General features: G+C 73.8%; 13 protein-coding genes. 1 reads left to right on the top strand and 12 read right to left on the bottom strand.

Annotated elements, in window-relative coordinates; all coding sequences use genetic code 11:
- Position 1 precedes the first annotated feature (1 nt).
- The 11 genes from ACIPXM_RS29530 to ACIPXM_RS29480 all read right to left on the bottom strand — a co-directional run bounded on the left by ACIPXM_RS29530 (position 2) and on the right by ACIPXM_RS29480 (position 15,266).
- Positions 2 to 2,485 (bottom strand): tetratricopeptide repeat protein, encoded by a 2,484-nt coding sequence (locus tag ACIPXM_RS29530; RefSeq protein WP_401661890.1) that lies wholly within the window; start codon positions 2,483 to 2,485, stop codon positions 2 to 4.
- A 60-nt stretch (positions 2,486 to 2,545) separates the two neighbouring features.
- Positions 2,546 to 3,832 carry a hypothetical protein gene (locus tag ACIPXM_RS29525; RefSeq protein ID WP_401661648.1) on the bottom strand — a complete coding sequence of 429 codons (1,287 nt, stop codon included), beginning with the start codon at positions 3,830 to 3,832 and terminating at the stop codon, positions 2,546 to 2,548.
- Positions 3,833 to 4,026: 194 nt separating this feature from the next.
- Positions 4,027 to 5,157, bottom strand: coding sequence for a glutamate ABC transporter substrate-binding protein (locus tag ACIPXM_RS29520; protein WP_401661645.1), 1,131 nt, complete (start codon positions 5,155 to 5,157; stop codon positions 4,027 to 4,029).
- 17 nt (positions 5,158 to 5,174) lie between these two features.
- On the bottom strand, positions 5,175 to 6,635 hold the full coding sequence (locus ACIPXM_RS29515) for a hypothetical protein (RefSeq protein ID WP_401661642.1): 1,461 nt from the start codon (positions 6,633 to 6,635) through the stop codon (positions 5,175 to 5,177).
- Positions 6,636 to 7,012: 377 nt separating this feature from the next.
- Positions 7,013 to 7,996 carry an N-acetylglucosamine kinase gene (locus ACIPXM_RS29510; protein ID WP_401661639.1) on the bottom strand — a complete coding sequence of 328 codons (984 nt, stop codon included), beginning with the start codon at positions 7,994 to 7,996 and terminating at the stop codon, positions 7,013 to 7,015.
- Positions 7,987 to 9,252, bottom strand: coding sequence for a 6-phospho-beta-glucosidase (locus tag ACIPXM_RS29505; protein ID WP_401661636.1), 1,266 nt, complete (start codon positions 9,250 to 9,252; stop codon positions 7,987 to 7,989). Before ACIPXM_RS29505 ends, ACIPXM_RS29510 begins: the two co-directional genes overlap by 10 nt.
- Before the next feature lie 8 nt (positions 9,253 to 9,260).
- Positions 9,261 to 10,184, bottom strand: coding sequence for a carbohydrate ABC transporter permease (locus ACIPXM_RS29500; protein WP_401661633.1), 924 nt, complete (start codon positions 10,182 to 10,184; stop codon positions 9,261 to 9,263).
- Between the two features lie 3 nt (positions 10,185 to 10,187).
- Complete coding sequence (locus tag ACIPXM_RS29495; RefSeq protein ID WP_401661630.1) at positions 10,188 to 11,156, bottom strand: carbohydrate ABC transporter permease; 969 nt, start codon at positions 11,154 to 11,156, stop codon at positions 10,188 to 10,190.
- 20 nt (positions 11,157 to 11,176) lie between these two features.
- On the bottom strand, positions 11,177 to 12,517 hold the full coding sequence (locus ACIPXM_RS29490) for an ABC transporter substrate-binding protein (RefSeq protein WP_401661628.1): 1,341 nt from the start codon (positions 12,515 to 12,517) through the stop codon (positions 11,177 to 11,179).
- Positions 12,518 to 12,649: 132 nt separating this feature from the next.
- Positions 12,650 to 13,873: an ROK family protein gene (locus tag ACIPXM_RS29485; RefSeq protein ID WP_401661625.1), complete on the bottom strand. Its 1,224-nt coding sequence runs from the start codon at positions 13,871 to 13,873 to the stop codon at positions 12,650 to 12,652.
- A 328-nt stretch (positions 13,874 to 14,201) separates the two neighbouring features.
- On the bottom strand, positions 14,202 to 15,266 hold the full coding sequence (locus ACIPXM_RS29480) for a mechanosensitive ion channel family protein (protein WP_401661622.1): 1,065 nt from the start codon (positions 15,264 to 15,266) through the stop codon (positions 14,202 to 14,204).
- 259 nt (positions 15,267 to 15,525) lie between these two features.
- Here ACIPXM_RS29480 and ACIPXM_RS29475 point away from each other — a divergent pair, with 259 nt between their 5' ends.
- Entirely contained in the window at positions 15,526 to 16,092 is a 567-nt protein-coding gene (locus ACIPXM_RS29475; RefSeq protein WP_401661619.1) for an HNH endonuclease, read from the top strand.
- Positions 16,093 to 16,149: 57 nt separating this feature from the next.
- Here the strand turns inward: ACIPXM_RS29475 and ACIPXM_RS29470 are convergent, their stop codons facing one another.
- Complete coding sequence (locus ACIPXM_RS29470; RefSeq protein WP_401661616.1) at positions 16,150 to 19,392, bottom strand: beta-N-acetylglucosaminidase domain-containing protein; 3,243 nt, start codon at positions 19,390 to 19,392, stop codon at positions 16,150 to 16,152.
- Positions 19,393 to 19,577 lie beyond the last annotated feature (185 nt).

Below are 19,577 nucleotides of genomic sequence, written 5' to 3'. Positions count from 1 at the left end.
ATCACACCCACGTCCTGGGGCGGAAACGGTTGGCCCGCTCCACCAGTTCGATCCTCTCCTCGCCCCGCTGGGCGAGCCGGGCGAGCACCCGGTACGAGCGTTCGAGGCCGAAGCGCAGTCCGCGCTCGTCCAGTGCGCTGCCGAGCAGCACCGTGCCGGGGGGACCCGCGCCGGGGCTGCCGGACAGCACCCAGTCGAGCGCCGTGCCCAGCACCTCCGTCGAGAGCCGTTCCCGGCGCACCGCGTCGAGCCCGAACCCGCGCAGCGCCGACACCTGGGCCGCGGCCGCCGTCAGATCGGCGCCCAGCGGCTCGTTGGCCGGACGGCGGCGCAGCCTGGCCCGTACCGCGGCGACCCGGGCCGCCGTGTAGTGGATGGACGACTCCGGCACCGATTCGAGCGTACGCACCGCGCCCGCCCGGTCGCCCGCCGCGAGCCGCACCCGGGCCAGCCCGAAGGCGGCGCTGACATAGCTCGGGTCGGTCGCCCACACCAGGTGGTAGTAGTCGGCGGCGTTGTCCAGCTGGTCGAGGAGTTCGGCGCACACGCCGAGCGCCAGCTTGGGCGCGGGCTCGCCGGGGAAGGCGTCGTAGATCGCGTCGAAGGCGAGCGCCGCGCTCTCCCGGTCGCCGCCGATCAGCGAGGCCACACCCCGGTACCAGACCACCCGCCAGTCGTCGCCGTACCCCTGCTCCAGACCGTCAAGCGCCCGCCCCGCCGCCACCAGGTCGCCCATCTCCAGGCGGGCCCGCAGCTCGCGCAGCCGCAGTTCCAGGGAGGCGACCGGCGCCGCGTGCAGCGCGGTGATCAGCTCGGCGGGCGCGGCGGCCAGCAGTCCGGCGAGGAAACCGGCGTTGGGGTCGGCGGGGTCCACCCGGGGCACCGGGAGCGCGAGCGCCGTCGCGGGCACGTCGAGCAGCCGCAGGAAGCTCCCGGCCCGTCCCGGCAGCGCGGTCGGCAGCCCGCGCCGCCGCCGGCCGGTCGCCCGCGCGCCGAGCACCGACACGTCCTCGGTGAGCTCGTCGAACAGCTCGGAGTCGGTGACCCGGGTCTCGGCGCCGAACTGCGCGGACAGGGCCGGGCGGGGCCGCCCCGACTGGAGCGCGACGACCTCCCGCAGCACCCCGGTCAGCTGCTCCGCCATCTCCTGCGCGGAGCCGAACCGGCGCGCCGGGTCCGGGTCGGTGGCCCGCACCAGGAACCGGTAGAAGGACTCGTAGGCCCGGAACACCTCGATGCCGTCCGGGGCGGGCAGCGCGTCCGCGTAGACGGTGGTGTAGCCCTGGAAGTCGAAGGTGAGCACGGCGAGGGTACGGGCCACCGTGTAGAGGTCGCTGGCCACCGAGGGCCCCACCTCGGCGACCTCGGGCGCCTGGTAGCCGACCGTGCCGTAGATCGCCGACTCGTCGTCGTCCATCCGCCGGACCGCGCCCATGTCGATGAGCTTCAGCTGGTCCTCGGTCTGGATCGCGTTGTCGACCTTGAAGTCGCAGTAGAGCAGGTTGCGGCTGTGCAGATGGCCGAGCGCCTCCAGGGCCTCGATGCCGTACGCGCACGCCTGCTCGACCGGCAGCGGGTCGCGGCGGCCGTCCGGGGTGCGCCGCTCGTTGGCGATCTCCTTGAGCGACTTGCCGCCGACGTACTCCATGACGATGTAGCCGTCGAGGGAGCCGGTGCGCGGGTCGAGGTGCTCCACGAAGTTGTAGATGCGGACGATGTTGGCGTGCTCGATCTCGGCGAGGAAGCGCCGCTCGGAGATCGCCGCGGCCATCGCGTCCTGGTCACCGGTGTCGAGCAGGCCCTTGAGCACCACCCAGCGGTCCGCCACCGCCCGGTCGACGGCGAGGTAGATCCAGCCGAGGCCGCCGTGCGCCAGACAGCCGGCCACCTCGTACTGCCCGTGCACCACGTCGCCGCCGCGCAGCTTCGGCACGAAGGAGTACGGGTGCCCGCACTTGGTGCAGAAACCCTCGGTGCGACCCGCCCGGTCGCCGCGCGAACGGCCCACCGCGGCGCCGCAGTCGGAACGCGAGCAGAATCGCTTCCTCTCGGGCACCTCGGGGTGCGCCATCACCGCCGCGCGCGGGTCAGGACGCGGCACCTCCGGCACCGTGACCAGGCCCACGCCGAGCCGCCCGCGCCCCGAGGAGGCACTGGCCGAGCCGGAACTGCGCACCGACACCGAGCGGGCCGAACCCGCCCCGGACAGCGCACGCGACAGCCGACCGGACACCGAACGCCGGGACGCCGAGGACCGCGCCGACCCCGCCGACGTCCGGGCCGAACTCCGCGCGGAGGCCGCCGAACCCGCGCCCGACCGGCCCGAGTCGGCACCCGCGCCGGACCCCGGGCCCGCGCCCGCGCTCGTACCGGACGCACCGGCGCCGCCGGTCACCGCCGTGGTGCGCGGCGAGCCCAGCGGGGCGCCCGGCGCCACCACCGGGGCGAGCCCGCAGGTGTCGCAGTACAGCTCACCGCCGCCCATGTCCTCGTACGCGCCGTCGCACGCCGGGCGCTGGCAGCTCCCGCCCGCTCCGCTCACCACTCACATCCCCCTGTGATCGTCCGCGGCGCGCTCGCCCCGCGGCGCCAGCGTCTCCGCCGCCGCCCGCTGATAGCGCAGCACCGCCTGCTCGGCGGCCCGCAGATCGCACGGGGCGCTCCACAGCATCCGGCGCGCCTGGTCGTACCGCTCGATGAGCAGCGGGTCCTCCGCGCCGCCGAGCCTGGCCACCTTCGCCTTGTACGCGTCGAGCCGGCCGCGCAGCTCCGCGCGGACCGCGAGCGGCGCGGTCACCGCCGTCAACGACTCGCGGGCGCGAAGCAGTTCGTCCTCCGCCTCCCGTTCGAGGGCGTCCAGGAGCGGCGAAAGCCGGTGCCAGCGGGCGTGCCTGCGGTGCTCGGCCGCCGCCGCCAGACGTTCCTGGAGGGCGAGCGGCGGGCCGCTGACCGCCGGGACCTCGGACGCGGCGATCTTCGCGAGCACCTCACCGCGCGCCGAACGGGCCTCGGTCAGGGTGCGGTCGGCCCGGGACAGCACGTCCCGCAGCCGCAGCAGCCGCTCCTCGGAGTCCTGCCGGACCTGGAGCACCGCCTCGATCTCCCGCCGTACGTCTTCGAGGGCGCGGGCCGCCGTGTCGTACCGCGTGGTGTCCGGGCGCCCGCCGCCGGGCGCCGAACTGCCCTGCGCGGGGCGCCAGAAGGCCAGCGGGTCGGAGATCACCTGGGCCCGCAGCCCGGTCAGCTCGGCGGTGATCGACTCCAGTTCGTCCCCGGCCGGGTGTTCGCCGGGGCGGACGCCCACCGAGTGGGCGAGCGAGCGGGTCCGGCCCAGCTCGGCCGCGAGCAGGTCTATCCGGGCGGGCAGCGCCGACCAGACGGCGTCGGCGGTGACCACCACGTCGAGGGAGGCGGCGTACAGCTCGTTCATCCGGCGGACCAGGCCGTCCAGGGTGAAGCGCTCGGTGAGCGCGGCCCCCTCGCGGGCGCCGCCGGGCAGCTGCACCCGCTCGCCGCGCAGCCGGTCGGTCAGCTCGACGAGCTCGTCGCGGCCCGGCCAGCGGCTGCGCGAGCGCAGCTCACGGGTGGCGCGCAGGGCGTCGGTGTACACGTCGAAGCAGGTCCAGAGCAGGGTGATGGTCCGCTCGGCGGACGCCCAGCGGTCCTGGGTGGTGCCGGTCAGCTCGGCGCCCTCCAGGAGTCTGCGGCCCGCGTGGTCCTGGAGCGCGAGGAGCGAGTCCTCGACCGCCTTGTGCTCCGCGCCGAGGCGCGCCAGCGCACGGTCCACCTCGTCCCGGTCCATCACCGGACCGGGGGGTCCCGTGACGCCCATCGCTCACCTCTCGTCCTGTCGGTTTCCCGCGTACCTCGCGTGGCTCACGTGTCCCGTGTGCCTCACGTGCCCTGGCGTCCCTCGTACCCCGCGCGCCTGCCGTATCTCTCCTACCCCTCGTATGCCCCGTACCTCTCGTACCTCTCGTACCTCTCGTACCTCTCGAACCTCTCGAACCTCTCGAACCTCTTGGGCTACTTGTACTTCGGGGGCGGTGGTGCCGTGATGCCCGGCAGGTCCGCCTTCAGCCACTTCTCGTACGCCCGCTGCCACGGTCCCTGCCGGTACTCGACGAGCACCTGGTTGACCCGGCGCACCAGATCGTCGTCGCCCAGTTTCGCGGCCACACCGTAGTACTCGGTGGTGAAGGGCCTGCCCTTGAGCTCCACCGCCGGATCCTGCGCGGCCTGACCCGCCGCGAGGGCGTTGTCGGTGACCACCGCGTCCACCTCGCCCAGCTGCAACCGGGCCAGACAGTCCAGCTGGTTGGGCACGGTCAGCAGGTCCTGGTCGTCCTTGGTGCCGTCACCGGCGTCCTTGTAGACGGCGCCGAACGAGCGGTCCGCCAGGGCCTCGTAGGCCGTGGAGCCCTCCGCCGTGCACACCCGCTTGCCCTTCAGCGAGGCGTCGTAGCCGGTGATCGCCGACGACCTGGGCGCGAGCACCTGCTGACCGGCCTGGAAGTAGGCGGTGGAGAAGGCGACCTGCTGGATCCGCTTGCAGTTGATCGTCATGGTGCGCACCACCAGGTCGACCCGGCCGCTCTCCAGGGCCGCGATCCGCTGGTTGGTCGGGATGGTGCGGAAGATGACCGCGTCCTCGTCGCCGAGGATGCCCTTGGCGATGGCCTTCGCCAGGTCGATGTCGAAGCCCTCCAGCTCGCCGGGGGTCTGCTTGACCGAGCCGTCGGGCTGCCGGGCGAGCGTCGGCGGGGTGCGGAACCCCCACTTGTAGCTGGACTGGTCGACGCCCACGACGAGCTTGCCGCGCCGCTTGATCCGGGCGACGGCGGGCCCCTCCGCGGTGGACGGGGTCAGCGAGGCGTCCGGGTCGCGGCAGGTGTCGGCGCTCTCCGCGGTCTCGGCCCGCACCTGCACGCCCTCGCCCACCCCGGGGCCGGGGCCGGGACCGGGGCCCGGGTCGGCGACGGCGCCGCTGCGGGGCAGCGCGAACAGCGCGAGGGAGGCGGTGAGTCCACAGGCCACCGCCATCGCGGCGACCCCGCCCCAGCCGCGCAGCCGGGGCGCGCGGCGGGCCCGCGCGGGGCGGGCGGCCCCGGCGGGCCCGTGGCCCGCGCCCGGAGTCGGCTCGGCGCTGTGCGTCATCTCGTGCCCGCCCCCTCTCACCGGTACTCCGACAGTCTGCGGTTGACGCCTGCCACCGCGCAGCCCGCGCCGAGCACGGCGAGCACGGCGACCCCGTACGGCAGCGCGGACAGCGCGTCCCGGCCGCGCACGGCGGCCCGGGTGAACTCGTCCTGCTCGTGCGCGAGGGCGCTGCCGAGGGCCGCGTCGACCTCGTCGAACGACTGGCCGGTCGAGCCCCGGCTGCCGACGATCCGCTCCATGGCGCCGGTGAAGTCGCCCGCGTCGTCGCGCTCACGGGCCGCCGTGTGCCGCTCGCGCCACTCGACGGCGTGCGTCCTGGCCGCGGTCACCGGGCCGCGGCCGCGGTCGTCGTCGGCGAGCCGGGCGGCGGAGTCGAGCGCGGCGGTCAGCGCCTTGAAGCTCGCGGCATAGTCGACCTCGTACTTGTCGCTCTTGCCGTCGTCGGCGAGCACGGCGCCCCGGTTGACCACCGCCAGGTTCTCGTTGGCGCGGGCCTTCAGGGAGCTGATCCGGGCCTCGTTGAGCACCTGGAGCGACGCCTGGCCGTGCGAGCGGGCCTCGGCGAGCCCGGACCTGGCGAGCGCGTGCCCGGAGGCCAGCCAGAGGAGCGCGATCAGACAGCAGGCACCGGCGGCGAGCAGCCCCGGGTTGAACACCCGGTGGGTGCGCCGGTAGTTGCGGAGCTGCGCGGCGACGAGCAGGCCGAGGGCGAGCAGCCCGAGCGCGATCGACGGGTACGGCCAGGAGCGCGCCTCGGTGTCGTCCCGCCGCAGCCGCTCGGTCTCCGCCGCGTACAGCCGCTCGGCGGCGGGCAGCAGCTGGCTGCTCATGGTCAGGTTGGCGTAGCGCAGATAGGCGCCGCCGAGCGGCAGGCCCTGCCGGTTGGCGGCCCTGGCCCGCTCGATCAGGCCGGTGTAGCGGGGCAGGTGCTCGCTGAGGGTGGCGATCTCGTGGGCCGCGGCTCCGTCGGTGTCGGTGCTGGCGGCGGCCCGTACGAGCAGCCGGGAGGCGGTGGTGATGTCGTCCGCGTACCGCTTGCGCAGCTCGGCGGACTCCTGCGGGCCCGCGAGGAAGCCGCTGGCGGCGGTGGCGTCGGCGTCGGCGAGCGAGCGGTAGATGTCGGCGGCGTCGGCGCTCAGCGGCTGACTGCGGCCGACGACGTCGTCGGCGTACGAGGTGCGGTCGACGACCTGGTAGGCGGTGACGGCACCGAAGGCGACGACGAGCAGCGCGAGCACGGCGCCCAGCACCCGCAGCCGGCCGGGCTCGGTGGTGGTGGTCCTGCGCAGCACCTCACGGGCCTCGGCCCAGGCGCCCGGCGGCCGTTCGGTGGCTCCCTGGCCGCCGCCAGGGGCCGCTCCGGGTCCGGATCCGGGGGAGACCGGGCCGGGCTGGCCGGGCACGCCGGTGTCCGGCCGCGCGGCGGCGGCGGTGCCGTGCGCCGCCGGGGCGGGCGCGTTCGGCGGGTGTGTCACGTGACCTCCCCCTCGGTCTCGGACGTCGGCCCGTCCGGTCGTCGGCCCGTCCGGTCGGCGGGTCGGCTGGTCGGTGGCGTCGTGCGTGGCGTCTTCAGGCCAGCAGTATGGCCGCAGCGGCCGCCCCGCACACCGGGATTGACTCGATCTTGTGCCTATCGTGCCGCATGACCCGAAGCGCCCGGTGGCCGAACCCCCCTTCGGCCGCCCCTTCGTCACCCCTTCCCCTTGAATACGCCCGCGGCGCGGATTCGGTTCCGCCCAGGGCCGCCCCGAACGGGGAGACCGCCCCGAACGGGTGAGACGGCCGCGGGGCGCTCCCGGAGGGACGCCCCGCACCTGTCACAACCCGAAAGGCCCGCCCGGGGCAGGCGGTGTCAGGCGGTGTAGTGGGCGCGCAGCCGCGCCGCCGCCCCGGGTCCGGCCGCCGCGTCGTCCAGGACGAGCAGCCCGGCACCGAGCACCGGCGGCGCCGACACCACGCCGATCACCGCCTTCGGCGCCTTCGCGGCCAGGAGTTCGGCGATCCGCGAGTCGAGCCGCTCGTGCCGGGCGGCGAGCACGCTGCCGCCGAGCATCACCGGCGCCTCCTCGTCGAGCAGGTCCAGCCGCCCGAGGGCGACCGTGGCGAGCGCCACCACCTCGTCGGCCTGCCGGTCCACCAGCGACTGCGCGATCAGGTCGCCCTCCGCCGCCGTCCGGAACAGCACCGGCGTCAGCTCGTGCTTGCGGTGCTGGTCGAGCCGCCCCAGGTGCAGCGCCTCGATCAGCGCGTACATCGTGGGCAGCCCGAAGTGCGCGGGCAGCGTGCGGGCCAGCGCCGTCGGCTCGCCCCGGCCGTCCTCGGCGCGGGCGGCGAACCACAGGGCCTCGTCGGCGAGTCCGCCGCCACCGCCCCAGTCGCCGGATATCTTGCCGATCGCCGGGAACCGGGCGGTCCGCCCGTCCGGCGTCATGCCGACGCAGTTGATGCCCGCGCCGCACACCACGGCCACCCCGCGCGGCTCGTCGAGCCCGGCCCGCAGGACCGCGAAGGTGTCGTTGAGGACCCGGACCGTACGGCTCCAGCCGCGCGCCTCCAGGGCCGCCTTCAACTCCTCCTCCTCGACCGGCAGATCGGCGTTGGCGAGACAGGCGGTGATCCGCGCGAACACGGGCGGCAGGTCGCCGCCGCCGGCCGCGGCCCAGGCCCGCCCGATGATCTCGGCGAGGGTGTCGACGGCCGTGGTGACGCCGACCACGGGCGGCTGGAACCCGCCGCCGCGCGCCTCACCGAGGACCGAGCCGTCCGCGGCGATCACGGCGACGTCGGTCTTGCTGTTCCCCGCGTCGACGGCGAGGAGTGCTCCGTTCAGGCCCACGCCAGGTGCTCCCGGTTGTGCGCGACGAGCCGGTCGGTGAGCCCGTCGGCCAGGTCGATCTGTCCCACCAGCGGATGCGCGAGCAGGGCCTTGAACACCCGGTCACGGCCGCCGCGCAGGGCGGCGTCGAGGGCCAGGTCCTCATAGGCGGTGACGTGCGAGATCAGGCCCGCGTACAGCGGGTCGAGCGGCGCCACCGGCAGCGGCACCGGACCCTGCGCGCCGACCGCGGCCTGCACCTCGATCACGGCGTCGTCCGCCAGGAACGGCAGCGTGCCGTTGTTGCGGGTGTTGACCACCTGGTACGGCGAACCGCCGCCGCCCAGCAGCGAGGCGGCCAGGTCCACGGCGGCCTCCGAGTAGAAGGCGCCGCCGCGCTTGGCGAGCAGCTCCGGCTTCTCGTCGAGCGCCGGGTCGCCGTACATCTCCAGGAGCTGCTTCTCCATCGCGGCGACCTCGGCCGCCCGCGAGGGCTTGGTGCGCAGCTCGTCGACGACCGTGTCGTGGGCGTAGAAGTAGCGCAGGTAGTACGAGGGGACCACGCCGAGCCGGTCGACGACCGAGCGCGGCAGGCTGAGGTCGTCGGCGATGGCGTCGCCGTGCTCGGCGATCAGCCGGGGCAGCACGTCCTCGCCCTCGGGGCCGCCGATCCGTACCCCGGTCTCCCAGGTCAGGTGGTTGAGCCCGACGTGGTCGAGGTGGACGTCGGCCGGGGCCAGGTCGAGCAGCGCGGCGAACTTCCGCTGGAAGCCGATGGCCACGTTGCACAGGCCGACGGCCTTGTGCCCGGCCTGGAGCAGCGCCCGGGTCACGATGCCGACCGGGTTGGTGAAGTCGATGATCCAGGCGTTCGGGTTGGTACGGCGGACCCGCTCGGCGATGTCCAGGACCACCGGCACGGTGCGCAGCGCCTTGGCGAGACCACCGGCGCCGGTGGTCTCCTGGCCGACGCAGCCGCATTCGAGCGGCCACGTCTCGTCGCGCTCCCGGGCGGCCTGGCCGCCGACCCGCAGCTGGAGCAGGACGGCGTCGGCGCCCGCCACCCCGGCGTCGAGGTCGGTGGTGGTGACGATCCGGCCCGGGTGGCCCTGCTTGGCGAAGATCCGGCGGGCGAGCCCGCCGACCAGGTCAAGGCGGCCGGCGGCCGGGTCGACGAGGACGAGTTCGGTGATGGGCAGGGTGTCGCGCAACCGCGCGAACCCGTCGATCAGTTCGGGGGTGTAGGTGGAGCCGCCCCCCACGACAGCGAGCTTCATAACGTCGGCTAGCCCTTCACTCCGGTCAGTGTGACGCCCTCGACGAATGCCTTCTGGGCGAAGAAGAAGACGAGGATCACGGGGGCCATGACCAGTACGGTCGCGGCCATGGTCAGATTCCAGTCGGTGTGGTGCGCGCCCTTGAAGGACTCCAGGCCGTAGCTCAGCGTCCACGCGGCCGGATTCTCCGAGGCGTAGATCTGCGGTCCGAAGTAGTCGTTCCAGCAGTAGAAGAACTGGAACAGGGCCACGGCGGCGATGCCCGGCTTGGCCATCGGCAGCACGATCCGCAGCAGGGTGCGCAGTTCGCCGCAGCCGTCGATCCTGGCCGCCTCGATGTACTCGTTCGGGATGGTCAGCAGGAACTGGCGCAGCAGGAAGATCGCGAAGGCGTCACCGAACGCCATCGGGATGATCAGGGGCCACAGCGAGCCGGACAGGTCCAGCTGCTTGGCCCAGAACAGGTACATCGGGATGATGATGACCTGCGGCGGCAGCATCATCATCGAGATGACGAGCAGCAGCGACAGGTGCCGGCCGCGGAAGCGGAACTTGGCGAGCGCGTACGCCACGGGCACCGACGACACCACCACGAGGACGGTGCCGAGGCCCGCGTACAGCAGCGAGTTGCGCCACCAGGTGAGGAAGCCGGGGGTGTCGAACACCCGGGTGTAGTTCTCGAAGTGCCAGGAGTTCGGGGTCAGGTCGCGGGTCAGCGCCTGCTGGTCGCTCATCAGCGAGGTGAGCACCACGAAGACGAACGGCAGCACGAAGAACAGCGCGGCGGCGATGCCGAGCGAGTGCACGGCGATCCACTGCAGCAGCGCGCGGCGCCGGGCGGCGCGGGCCGCCGGGCCGCCGGAGCGGCTCGCGGCCGGGGCGTCCGCCGGGGTCTTGGCGGGGGCGACGGGGGAGGTCACAGGGGTGGTCATGGGTCAGTCACCCGAGCCGATCAGGCCGCCGCGCCGGCGCATGAGCAGCGCGGTGCAGGCCATGGAGAGGGCGAACAGGACGAGCGCCACGACGCAGGCGGCGCCGTAGTCGAAGCGGCCGAAGCCGAGGCTGTAGACGAGCTGCGGCAGGGTGAGCGTCGAGTCGTCCGGGTAGCCGGGGTCGAAGGTCTGGCCCGAGCCGCCCATCACCCCCGACGCGACCTTCGCGGCCACGATCGGCTGGGTGTAGTACTGCATCGCGCCGATGATGCCGGTGACGACCGCGAACAGGATGATCGGCGAGATGTTCGGCAGCGTGACGAAGCGGAACCGCTGCCAGGCGGACGCGCCGTCCAGCTCGGCCGCCTCGTACTGCTCCTTCGGCACGTCGAGCAGCGCGGCCATGAAGATGACCATCAGGTCCCCGACGCCCCACACGGCGAGGACGGTGAGGGCCGGCTTGGCCCAGGCGGCGTCGTTGAACCAGGAGGGCGCGGGGATGCCGACGAACTCCAGGAACGCGTTGACCGGTCCGGTGCCGGGGTTGAGCAGGAAGACGAAGGCCAGCGTCGCGGCCACCGGCGGGGCCAGGTAGGGCAGGTAGAAGAGGGTGCGGAAGATGCCCGCACCGGTCTTGATCTTGGTGATGAGCATGCCGATGCCGAGGCCGAACACGACCCGGCAGGTCACCATCACGACGGCCAGCCACAGGGTGTTCTGCATGGCGGGCCAGAACTTCGGCATGTCGGCGAGGACGTACGTCCAGTTGTCCAGGCCCCGCCACTCGGGCGGGTTGATGCCGTCGTACTTCATCAGCGAGAAGTAGACGGTGGACACCAGGGGGTACGCGAAGAAGACGCCGAAACCGATCAGCCAGGGCGACATGAACGCCGCGGTGCGAAGCGCGCTCCGTACGCGCTTCGACCGCAGCGCCGCCTGACGCCCCTCGATTTCCAGGGTGTCGGAGGACATGAGGTACCGGTCCCGTTCGCTTACTTCGCCTGCGCGATGTCGCGGTCGATCTGGGCGGCGGTCTCCTCGAGACCCTTCTTCAGGTCCGGGATCTGGCCCTTCTCGTACTTCTGGGCGAAGTCCTGGAAGGTGTCCTGGTACGCCGAGCCGTTCACCGCGCCGTCCGAGGTGGTGGACTTGGGGTGCTGGGCGATGTCCAGGAAGACCTTGAAGCGCTCGTCGAACTTCAGGTTCGGCGACTTCAGGGCGTCGAGCGTGGAGGGGACGTTGCCGATGGCGTTGGCGAAGTTCACCACGGCCTCGGTGTCCATGGTCATGTACTTGGCCAGCTCCCAGGCCGCGTTCTGCTTCTTGCTCTGCGGAGCGATGCCGATGATGGTGCCGGACAGGTAGCCCTTGCCGTAGTCGGCGACCTCGTCGTCCGCGACCGGCAGCGGCGCCACGCCCACCTCGAAGGGGACCTTGGCGTCCTTGATGAAGTTCAGCCGCCACTCGCCGTCCAGCTGCATGGCCACCTGGCCGGTCTGGAACGGGTGCTTGGCGCCCCACTCGTCACCGAAGGTGGTGCGGTACTTGTCGAGCTTGGCGAACCCGCCCAGGCCGTCGACCAGCGACTTCTGGTACGTCAGCATCTCCGCGAACCCCGGGTCCTTGGCGATGTTGGACTTGCCCTGCTCGTCGAAGTACTTGTGGTCCCACTGCGACATGTAGTGGCTCGGGACGGTCTCGTAGCCGAGGTAGTTCGGCATGAAGCCGAGCTGCTCGAAGCTGTCGCCCTTGGTCTTGGTCAGCTTCTTCGCGACGGTGGCGAACTCCGACCAGGTCTTCGGCGGGGCGGTGATGCCGGCCGCCTTGAAGGCGTCCTTGTTGTAGTAGAGCCCGTACGCGTCCGACAGCAGCGGCAGCGAACAGCGCTTGCCCTCGAACTGGGTGTAGTCCTGGAGGACCTTCGAGAAGGTCTTGTCCAGGTCGACCTTGTCCTTGTCCAGGAACGGCTTCAGGTCGGCCAGCGCGCCGGAGGAGCAGAACTTGCCCACGTTGGAGGTGGTGAAGGAGGCGGCCACGTCCGGACCGTTGGAACCGCCCGCGCGCAGCGCCTGGTTGAGCTTGTCGTCGTTGATGTTGCCGACGACCTTCACCGTGATGTTCGGGTGAGCCTTCTCGAACCGGTCGACGTTGTCCTGGATCGCCTTGACCTCGGAGGGCGCCGACCAGCCGTGCCAGAAGGTGATGGTGGTCTTCGCGTTGGGGTCGTCGGCCGCCTTGTCGCTCGGCGAGCCGGTGCACGCCGAGGCGAACAGGGCTATGGAGGCGGAGGCGGCGAGCGCGGCGGCGATTCTTCCGGAACGGCGTGCGGGCATGGCGGTATCTCCCTGGGACGGGTGGGTGACGGGGGAGCTGCTTCGGGGGGAGGACAGGTACGCGGGTGGTACGGGTACGCGGGTGGTACGGGTACGGGGGTGGTGCGTACGTGGTGCGGGGTGATCCGGGGGTCAGCGGGACGTGTCGAAGACTTCGTCGCGGGTGGCGGCGAGGGCGGATTCGAGTGCCCCGCGCAGCACGGGGTGCCCGTCGACCGCGGCGAGCACGAGCCGTGGTCGGGAGGCGGCGAGATCGGCGAGCTGCTCCTGGATCCGGGCGCGCAGCGGTTCGCCGCCGGCGGTGATGGCCGAGCCGGAGAGCACCAGGAGTTCGGGGTCGAGCACCGCGACGAGCGAGGCGAGACCGGTCGCGAGCCGCTCGGCGTAGGCGTCGAGCAGCCGGGCGTACGCCGGGTCCGCCGCGTGCCGCTCGGCGGCCTCGGTGAGCAGCCGGGCGGCGACCTCCTCGTACGGCTGCTCGGGGGTGTCGATCCCGGCGGCCAGGGCGAGCCTGGGCACCGTCTGCACCCCGGCGAGCTCCTGGAAGCCGCCGGAGTTGGCCCGGGTGACCTGGCGCACCAGCGGGGTGCCGGGCACCGGGAGGAAGCCGACCTCGCCGGCGCCGCCGGTGAAGCCGCGGTGCAGCCGTCCGCCGAGGACGAGGGCGGCGCCGAGGCCGGTCTCGTTCCACAGCAGGACGAAGTTCTGGTGGTCGCGGGCGGCGCCGAGCCGCTGCTCGGCGATGGCGACCAGGTTGACGTCGTTCTCGTACTCGAACGGCATCGGGAGGGCGGCGGCCAGCTCGTCGAGCAGCGTGGGCGAGTGCCAGCCGGGCAGGTGGGAGGCGTAGCGCAGCCGCCCGGTGGCCGGGTCGAAGGCGCCGGGGGTGCCGATGACCAGCCTGCGGACGTCCCCGAGGGCGAGCCCGGCGGCCCTGACGGCGCCGTCGAGCGCGTCCACGACCTGCTGGACGACGCCCTCGTCGGCGCGCCCGGCGGTCTCCAGCTCGAACTCGCCGACCACGGCGCCGGTGATGTCGGCGACGGCGGCGCGGATGAGCTCGGGGGTCACGTCGAGCCCGGCGGCGTGCGCGGCCCGCGGGTTGACCCCGTACAGCTGCGCGTTCGGCCCCGGCCGCCCCTCGGTGGTCCCGGTGGCGACGACGAGCCCGGCCGATTCGAGCCGCGCGAGCAGCTGCGAGGCGGTCGGCTTGGACAGCCCGGTCAGCTTCCCGATCCGGGTCCGCGACAGCGGCCCGTGTTCGAGCAGCAGCCCGAGCGCGGCCCGGTCGTTCATGGCCCGCAGCACCCGCGGGGTGCCGGGAGTCCCGGGGGTCCCCGGAGTCGTACCGGCCATGACGTTCCACCTGCCTGACTGCCCTGCGGCTGCGTGCCTCACTGCACTGTTAGGAAAGTTTCCTATTGGGTTGGGAGGACGGTAAGGCGGCGGTCAGCGGGGCGTCAATACCCTGGGCTCCCCGGATCTCCAAGAAGCGTCACACGCCACACTGTGACGCATTCCAGCCACAGCCTGTCCAGAGGTGTGACGAGAGCGACGCCGTACGAGCGGGCGCGCGCAGCACACAGGGGGCGCCCCGCCGTCACCGGCGGTGCGCCCCCCTGCGGAGCCTTGGGCCTGCGGAGCCTTGGGCCTGCGAGGCCCTGGGCCTGCGGAGCCCGGGCCGTTACTTGGTCAGATCCGTCCTCGGCAGCGGCGTCGCCGCCGCCGACTGCGGGGAGGCCGGGGAGGCGAACGCCGACGGGGCCGCCACGCCCGCGCTGGGATCGGGCGCCGGGGCGTCCTCCAGCTGCGGCGGGATGCCGCCGACGATCCGGATGCCCGCCGCGTCCAGGGCCCGCTTGATCCGCCAGCGGACCTCGCGCTCCACGCCCAGCTTCTTGCCCGGCATCGTCTTCGCCGAGACCCGCACCGTCATCGAGTCGAGCAGCACCTCGGTCAGGCCGAGCACCTCCACCGGACCCCACAGCCGCTCGTTCCACGGCTCGTCCTTCGACATCTCCTCGGTCGCCTCGGTGATCACCTCGCGGACCCGGTCCAGGTCCTCCGACGGCCGCACCGTCACGTCCACCGCCGCCGTGGCCCAGCCCTGGCTGAGGTTGCCGATCCGCTTGATCTCGCCGTTGCGGACGTACCAGATCTCGCCGTCGACCCCGCGCAGCTTCGTCACCCGCAGGCCCACCTCGACCACCTCGCCGGAGGCCACCCCCGCGTCGATCGAGTCACCCACGCCGTACTGGTCCTCCAGGATCATGAAGACACCGGAGAGGAAGTCCGTCACCAGGTTCCGCGCGCCGAAACCGATCGCCACACCCGCCACACCGGCCGACGCGAGCAGCGGCGCCAGGTCGATCTTGAAGGCGCCGAGCACCATCAGCCCGGCCGTGCCCAGGATCAGGAACGACGCCACCGAGCGCAGCACCGAGCCGATCGCCTCCGAGCGCTGCCGCCGCCGCTCCGCGTTGACCAGCAGACCGCCGAGCGCGGTGCCCTCGACCGCCTGCGCCGACCGGTTCATCCGGTCTATCAGCTTGGTCAGGGCCTTCCTGATCAGCATCCGCAGGGTGAAGGCCACCACCAGGATGAGCAGGATCTTCAGACCCGTGTTCAGCCAGGTGGCCCAGTTCTCCTCCACCCAGCCCGCGGCGTTCGTCGCCTTCTCCGCGGCCTCGTCCAGGGTCACCGGAACGGACGTCGGATCGTCGGTGGTCGGCGGGGCTGACCAGAACACGGGGGAACCTCCAGGCAGGTGTTCGCGATCCGTCCACACTAACGGGGGACGGGCGGTGGCCCGGATTCCGCGACTCCGGACGCACACCGGGAGAGACGGCCCGCGGCCGGGGAAGACTCCCGTACCGGCGCCGATGTGGTCGAGAACACCTCAGGCCCGTTACCTCCACGTAGTGGCGCGCGCGGCGGGCGGGAGGAGAGACTGGGAGCAGTTTCGTCCCGGCGCGAGCCACGCGCCGCCGGCGTCATAGGAGGCATACGTGCCGCATGTCCTGGTCCTCAACGCGTCGTACGAGCCGCTCGGCGTCGTACCGCTCCGCCGCGCGCTCGTCCTCGTCCTGGAGAAGAAGGCACTCTGCCTCGAGGAGTCCGGCGCCTTCCTGCACAGTGAGAGCCGTGTCGTCGCCGCGCCCAGTGTGGTGCGGCTCAAACGGTTCGTGCGGGTCCCCTACCGGGGGCCCGTTCCCTTGACCCGCAGAGCCCTGTTCGCCCGCGACGGCGGACGCTGCGTGTACTGCGGTGGCGTCGCAACCAGCGTCGACCACGTCATTCCGCGCAGCCGCGGGGGGACGCACGCCTGGGAGAACGTCGTGGCGGCCTGCCGCCGCTGCAACCACGTCAAAGCCGACCGGCATCTGCGGGAGCTGGGCTGGCGGCTGCGCCATCAACCCGCCCCACCGACCGGCCTCGCCTGGCGGATCATCGGCACCGGCCATCGGGACCCACAATGGCTGCCGTACCTCCAGCCGTACGGCGCGGACGACGTCCTGGCCCGGATCGACTCCGTCGCCACCGCCTCCCCAGTGGAGGCCGTGACGACGGGTTGAGCCGGGCCTTTCGCGTGTGGTCCCCGCACGGCGGGCCGCCGCGCACGGGCCGTCGGATCACCGGGAGCCGGACGCGGTGCCGTCCGGCTCCTTCTCGCGCGCGCCACCGGGCTCCGGCGGCCCTGTCGGCTCCTGGACCACCGCGTACGTCTCCACCGACCACAGCGAATAGCCGTACTCGGTCGCCCGCGCGTCGCCCTGCATCCGGACGAACCGGGTCCCGGCCGCGTCCATCCGCACCGACTCCCGGCCGCCCCGCCCGTCCCGCACGGTGGCGGCCGTCCGCCACCGCCGCCCGTCCGCCGACACCTGGATCCGGTAGCGGGCCGCGTAGGCGTCCTGCCAGTGCAGCACCACCCGCCCTATCCGGGCCGGTTCGGCCAGCTCCAGCTGCCACCAGGCGCCGTCCTGGACCGGCGAGGACCAGCGGGTCGCCGGATCGCCGTCGACCGCGAACGCCGCCGGGAAGTCGGGCGTCTCGTCGCCGGACGACGAGGCGGTGGCGGTACGGGCCAGATCGGGGCCGCCGGTCCGCGGGAAGGCCCGCACCGTGAGCACCCGCTCGGCGCCCGCGAACGCCACCGTCACCGGATACGCGCCGGGCGCCGCGTCCGGCGCCACCGACACGTCGAGCGGCACCGTGGTCCGGGTGCCGCGCGGCACCACCGCCTCCTTCGCGGCCCCCGGCGGCACCCGCACGGTCACCCCCTTCGGCGCCCGTACGGTCAGCGGCCCGCGCACCTCGGCCGCGCGCCGCCCGGTCAGCGTCACGTCCGCCCGCAGCGCCGGGCCGCCGATCTCCGCGTCGGTCTCCGGGCGGGCCAGACCGAGCGCGGCGCGCGGCTCGTCCGCGAACCACGGCACCAGCGACCGCACCCGGGGCCGCGGCCCGTCCCCGCGCCACACGATCCGCACCGCGTCCGCGCGCAGCCCCTTCAGATCCGCCTGGGTCCACCCGGACCCGGCCGGCGCGCCGATCCGCCGCCAGCCCTCGCCCGGCACATGCGCCTCAAGGACCCCGGTGGTCCCTTCGGCACCGCCGGGCGCCGGGTCCGTCATCACCGTCACCGTCTCCACCGGCCGCGGCCGGTCCAGCCGCACCGTGTACGCGTCCGCCGACTCCTCCGCCCGCGGCGGTACGGCAGGACCCGCACCCGATGTCCCGTCCGGCGTCCCGCCCGCCGTCCGGCCCGGCGCACGGTCCGCGCCCGTCCAGGCCGCCGACTCCGCCACCGCCCGGTCCAGGAAGGCGTCCAGGACTCCCTGGCCGACCGTCACCCCGCCCCTGCCGCCTCCGCCCCCGGCCCCGCTCTCGCCGGACCGCAGCGCCGCCCGGCGCCGCTCCAGGTCCAGCTCGGCCCGCCAGGCCCCGCCGCCGTCGCCGCGCGCCTGCGCGGCCAGCATGTCCACCGCGCTCTCGCCCGCCGCCCCGTACCGGGAAAGCCGGTCCAGCCACGGCCCCGCCTCGGCGCCGAGCGCGCCGTCCGCGACCCCTCGCAGCCGCTCCGGGGCCTCTCGCATCACCGTGAACGCGGCCCGCAGCTCGCGCGCAGCCCGCTCCCGCGCGGCCGGACCTGCGGCGGCCGGGCCGGACCTGCCCGCCCAGAACGCGGCCGTCAGCGGGCGCAGATACGCCGACTCGCCGTCCGGCGCGAGCAGCGAGGAGGCGCCGTTCCCGGCGAGCGCCGCGAGCGCCTCGCGGGCCGCCGGATCGGGCCCCGCGACCTCGGCCACGGCCGCCCGCCAGGACGCCTCCGGCACATACGCCTTCGGGTTCCAGGCGTAGTCGGCGGTGGTGAACAGCGGCACCCGGGACGGCGCCGCCTGCTCCATCGCGGTGGCGAGGAAACCCGCCGAACCCGCCGCCACCGCCGGTTCCCGGCCGGTCGCGGGACCGAGGAACAGCCGGTCCTGCGCGTAGTCGTTGACCGGATAGCTGTCCATGGTGACCAGCGGATGCCGCAGCGCCGCCCTGGCCCCCGCCAGATCCCGCCCGGTGATGGCCTTCGGCACCGCCCCGACCCCCGTCCAGGCCACCTCCACGCGCGCGTGGAGCTCACCGGCGAGCGCGGTGCGGTAGTCGGTGGCGCCGTCCTGGAAGTACTCGGTCGGCAGCACGGACAGCGGCGCCGCGCCCGGATGACGCTCCGCCAGGTGCACGGCGACCGCGTTCGCCACGCGCGCGTGCGCCCCGGCCGCCGCCCGCGGCCCCCGCCCGAAGGCGTCGGCGTCGTCGTCGCACGGCCATTCGCTGTAACTGACGTCCTGGAACTGCAGCTGGAACGCCCGCACCCCGAGCGCCCACATCGCGTCCAGCTTGCGGTTCAGCGCCGCCACATCGCGGTCCGACGACAGACACATGCCCTGGCCGGGCGCGACCGCCCAGGCGAGCGTCACATGGTTCGCGGCGGCCCGGGCGGCCAGCTCCCGGAACGCGGCCCGCTCGGCCGCCGGGTACGGCTCGCGCCACAGCGCCCTGCGGTACGGGTCGTCACCGGGCGCGTACAGATAGCGGTTCTGCTTGGTGCGGCCCATGAACTCGATCTGCGCGAGCCGGTCGGCGGGCGACCACGGCTCCCCGTAGAACCCCTCGGTCAGACCGCGCACCGGGGTCGTCGGCCAGTCCCGGACCACCACGGCGGGCAGCAGGACGCCGCCACGGGGTCCGGCTGCGCGCGCCTCCCGTTCGGACGACCCGATCGGTTCGCGTCCGTCGACCCCCGCGAGTTGACGAAGTGTCTGCACCGCGTGGAAGAGACCGTCCGGGCCGACGCCGTCGAGCACCACGGTGTCCCGGCCGGCCGCCCGGCCGGTCGCCAGCCGGTAGCCGCCGGACGGCAGATCGCCCCGCTCCGGCACCTTCAGGGCGCGCAGCGCGGCTTCCGCTTCCGTACCGCCGCCGACCAGGACCAGCGGCCCGCCGCCGGACGCCCGCTCGTGCACGGTGCGCACCCCGGCCGCCGCGAGGACCCCGCGCAGGGCGGCGACGGCGTACGGATCGGCGCCGGGCGCGGCGAGCAGCGTGACCTCGGTGCCGAGCGGCACGGCGGGGCCGCCGGTCGCGGTCAGCGACTGGGGGCGGGGCCAGACCGGCGGCACCTCGTCGGCCGTCCGGTCGGGACCGAAGGGGCCGGTGGGTCCGGTGGGGCCGGTCGGTCCGGTGGCGGTGGGGCCGGTGGCGGGGGCGGGCGGCGCGGCCGGGGCGGCCTGCGCGGGGCCCGGCGCGGCGCCGCCGAGGAGTCCGCCGAGCACGGCGGCGGCCACCGCCGTCGCCGTCCGCTTGCTGCGTCCGGGGTGCACGAGGCCCCCTCTTCTCTCGTAGGTCACGATCGCATCACGAGCCCACCACCCGGGCCGACGGGGTGTCAACGCGCGAGGGCGAACTGCCCGGTTTGCCCGTCGAGCTTTCGGCGGGGTGGCACCGTTTCGCCAAAATCCGCCGGTAAAACGGGAATCCGTGGGTAAGGCTCCACCCGTTGTCCTAC

Origin of the sequence: Streptomyces sp. NPDC090025 (genome assembly GCF_044748125.1) — a bacterium.
In the GTDB taxonomy this organism is placed as follows: Bacteria; Actinomycetota; Actinomycetes; order Streptomycetales; family Streptomycetaceae; genus Streptomyces.
The sequence above is the reverse complement of the archived record's forward strand: the minus strand, read 5'-3'. Positions and strand labels throughout refer to the sequence as shown.

What these genes read in the sequence shown, in the direction of transcription:
- ACIPXM_RS29495 (WP_401661630.1), bottom strand. Translation starts at nt 11,156, where the DNA reads ATGTCCTCCGACACCCTGGAAATCGAGGGGCGTCAGGCGGCGCTGCGG.
- ACIPXM_RS29500 (WP_401661633.1), bottom strand. Translation starts at nt 10,184, where the DNA reads ATGACCACCCCTGTGACCTCCCCCGTCGCCCCCGCCAAGACCCCGGCG.
- ACIPXM_RS29490 (WP_401661628.1), bottom strand. Translation starts at nt 12,517, where the DNA reads ATGCCCGCACGCCGTTCCGGAAGAATCGCCGCCGCGCTCGCCGCCTCC.
- ACIPXM_RS29525 (WP_401661648.1), bottom strand. Translation starts at nt 3,832, where the DNA reads ATGGGCGTCACGGGACCCCCCGGTCCGGTGATGGACCGGGACGAGGTG.
- ACIPXM_RS29530 (WP_401661890.1), bottom strand. Translation starts at nt 2,485, where the DNA reads ATGGGCGGCGGTGAGCTGTACTGCGACACCTGCGGGCTCGCCCCGGTG.
- ACIPXM_RS29520 (WP_401661645.1), bottom strand. Translation starts at nt 5,157, where the DNA reads ATGACGCACAGCGCCGAGCCGACTCCGGGCGCGGGCCACGGGCCCGCC.
- ACIPXM_RS29485 (WP_401661625.1), bottom strand. Translation starts at nt 13,873, where the DNA reads ATGGCCGGTACGACTCCGGGGACCCCCGGGACTCCCGGCACCCCGCGG.
- ACIPXM_RS29505 (WP_401661636.1), bottom strand. Translation starts at nt 9,252, where the DNA reads ATGAAGCTCGCTGTCGTGGGGGGCGGCTCCACCTACACCCCCGAACTG.